Below are 261 nucleotides of genomic sequence, written 5' to 3'. Positions count from 1 at the left end.
ATCACAAGTCTCTGTTACGTTTTTAAAATATTGCAAGTTCTCCTTCGCTTCAGCTTCATTAAATAAATTGAGTTGCTTCATTATTTCAGTAGCAAATTCAACGTACGCAGACCCTACCGCTGTTATTATTTTTCCATCAACAGTTACATCTTTGTTTTGTTTATATTCCCATTCATGTAAATGCGCTAATTGTTTTTCATCTGATGTTAATGATGTTGAGAATTTCTTCTTATTCAGCACTCCTGCTGCATGTAGTAAAGA

The 261-nt window shown here is 33.3% G+C and carries 1 pseudogene; it reads right to left on the bottom strand.

The features are described from left to right. Positions 1-261 (bottom strand): annotated as a pseudogene (locus ACP3VS_RS24465) (glutamine amidotransferase); the annotation flags it as partial.

Origin of the sequence: Lysinibacillus sp. VIII_CA (genome assembly GCF_049943995.1) — a bacterium.
Lineage (GTDB): Bacteria > Bacillota > Bacilli > Bacillales_A > Planococcaceae > Lysinibacillus > Lysinibacillus pinottii.
This window is presented reverse-complemented; position numbering and strand designations above follow the sequence as displayed.